The 2,716-nt window shown below is 36.3% G+C and carries 2 protein-coding genes and 1 pseudogene; all 3 read left to right on the top strand.

All coding sequences use genetic code 11. The annotated features are described in order from the left end of the window. On the top strand, positions 1-1,242 hold a 1,242-nt coding region (locus GILLI_RS03100), incomplete at its 5' end, for an MFS transporter (RefSeq protein ID WP_156798691.1). 166 nt (positions 1,243-1,408) lie between these two features. Beyond that, complete coding sequence (locus tag GILLI_RS03095) at positions 1,409-2,449, top strand: LacI family DNA-binding transcriptional regulator (protein WP_006987669.1); 1,041 nt, start codon at positions 1,409-1,411, stop codon at positions 2,447-2,449. Between the two features lie 116 nt (positions 2,450-2,565). Then, positions 2,566-2,716 (top strand): annotated as a pseudogene (locus tag GILLI_RS19185) (MFS transporter); the annotation flags it as partial.

Raw genomic sequence — 2,716 nt, 5'->3', positions numbered from 1 at the left:
ATTGCCTCTGCCATATTTCCAATTTTTTATGGAGCTATTACCATTTTAAAGGATGAGGATGGAGCGATTATTAAAGATACCATTGATTTTCTGGGTTATTCTATAAACAATGATTCTTTGATAAGTTATGTTACCGCATTGGCTTTTTTGGTGGTTTCCTTAATTAGTCCATTGCTTTCAGGGATAGCAGATTATGTAGGAAACAAGAAATTATTTTTAAAATTTTTCTGTTACCTGGGAGCTGTTTCCTGCATTGGATTATTCTGGTTCAATCTCGAATATCTTTGGTTTGGTTTGTTGTGTTATTTCCTGGCTTTGATTGGCTTTTGGTCAAGTTTGGTTTTTTATAACTCGTATTTACCGGATATCGCCTATCCCAATCAACAGGATAATATAAGTGCTAAAGGTTTTTCCCTGGGGTATATTGGGAGTGTTATTTTACTTATACTTTGCTTGATAATGATCCTTAAATACGACTGGTTTGGTTTTGAGGATGAAGGCTTTCCTACCAGGCTTTCCTTTGTTTTAACAGGGGTTTGGTGGATAGGATTTAGCCAGTACACCTACTATTATTTGCCAAAGGGAAATAAACAACAGAAAATGGCCAAAAATGTACTGTTTAATGGCTTTAAGGAGCTTAAACTTATCTATAATTCTCTTACCCATCAATTGATTCTAAAGCGCTATTTGGTTGCTTTCTTCACCTACAGTATGGCTGTTCAAACCATAATGCTGGTCGCCACTTATTTTGGGATTGAAGAATTGGATTGGGGAGAGCAGGATGCAACCACCGGATTGATCGTAAGTATATTGCTTATCCAATTGGTCGCCGTCGCGGGCGCTACCTTAACATCTAAAACCGCTTTAAAAATTGGCAATATCAGGACCTTGATTATTTTGAATTTATTCTGGATCGCAATATGTGTTTATGCTTATTTTATAACAACTCCTTTTCAGTTTTATTTTGCCGCTGCCGGAGTGGGACTTATAATGGGGGGAACCCAGGCTTTATCCCGTTCTACATATTCTAAAATGCTACCCGAGGGCACCCCGGATACGACCAGTTATTTTAGCTTTTACGATGTTTCTGAAAAAATAGGGATTGTAATAGGGATGGTTTTATATGGAATTGTGGCACAATTAACGGGAAGCGTTCGAAATGCTATTATATTTTTAGTGCTATTTTTTATTGCAGGGGTGGTCTTATTATCAAGAATTCCCTTAAATTCAGCTAAAAATTAAATTGGGTGTTTTGCAAATGCAATTATCCTCAAAACAAGAAATACCTTAAACATTGAAAATACCAAAATTAACGTACTATGAAATGAGCATAACGCGAATACGATACAAACACCGATAAAGATATGCGAATTACATATGACCATTAAAAAACAATAAATATCTAAATATGAAAAGGAAGCTAACATTAAAACATATTGCCAGTGAACTAGATGTTTCAATTTCTACAGTATCTAAAGCCCTGAGAGATAGCTCCGAAATTAGTGAGGATACCAGTGCTAAAATCAAGGCCTTTGCCAAATTATATAACTACAAGCCCAATAATATAGCATTAAGTCTGAAGAACAGAAAATCAAAAACCATAGGGGTTATCATTCCTGAGATAGTTCATCATTTTTTTACAACGGTGATAAGCGGCATAGAGCATGTAGCAAATGAAAAGGGCTACCATGTTATTATATGTATGTCCAACAATTCCTTTGATAAGGAAGTGATAAACATGGAATTGCTGGCAAACGGAAGTACCGATGGATTTATAATATCTGTGGCAAAGGAGACTCAGCAAAAAAAGGATTATCATCATCTTAAAGAAGTGCTAAATCAAGGGATGCCACTCGTAATGTTTGACCGTGTGATCGATGAAATTGAATGTGATAAAGTGATTATAGATGACACAATAGGAGCAAAAAAAGCTGTTAGTAAGCTTATTGAGATAGGTTGTAAAAAAATAGGGTTAATCACCACGGTAGATTATGTTAGCGTTGGAAAGCTGCGCACGGCAGGATATTTTCAGGCTTTAATAGAACACGGGATGAAGGTAGATAAAAGCCTGATCCTTAAAATTGATGATTTTGAACAAAGTGAACTGGAGATAAAGAACTTTTTAGAAAACAGGGAATTGGATGGGGTGTTTGCTGTTAACGAGCATTTTGCGATTTATGCAATCAAGGCCTTTCAGGAAAAAGGATTAAGGGTTCCTCAGGACGTTGCCGTGATTGGTTTTACAGATGGAGAATTGTCTAAACAGTTTATTCCAAGTTTGACCACAGTTAGTCAGCATGGAGCCGAAATGGGTGCCCAAACTGCCCGTCTATTGATTAAAAAACTGGAAAGCGAAGATTCCGATGAGGAGGTATACCAAACGATCATTATTGAAACAGGACTGGTAGAACGAAACTCTACCAAAAAAGATTTTACTTTGAGCTTTTGAAAAAAAGTAATATCTTTACTAAATTTAAATTAATAGTCAGAACCCATATTTTCACTTCCGTTAATACGTTTTGACGAGTCTTAGAGCTTGTCGTAATCTTAATTTTACCTTACGATATGCAAAAACGCACCCTTAGTTTTTGGGAGATCTGGAACATGAGTTTCGGGTTCCTGGGTATTCAATTTGGTTTTGCTTTGCAAAACGCCAACACCTCCAGAATATTTGAAACCCTTGGGGCAAATGTTGAGGATATTCCTATTTTGTGGA

It is taken from the genome of Gillisia limnaea DSM 15749, assembly GCF_000243235.1.
In the GTDB taxonomy this organism is placed as follows: domain Bacteria; phylum Bacteroidota; class Bacteroidia; order Flavobacteriales; family Flavobacteriaceae; genus Gillisia; species Gillisia limnaea.
Note: the sequence above shows the minus strand (reverse complement) of the source record. Positions and strands in the feature narration are given on the sequence as shown.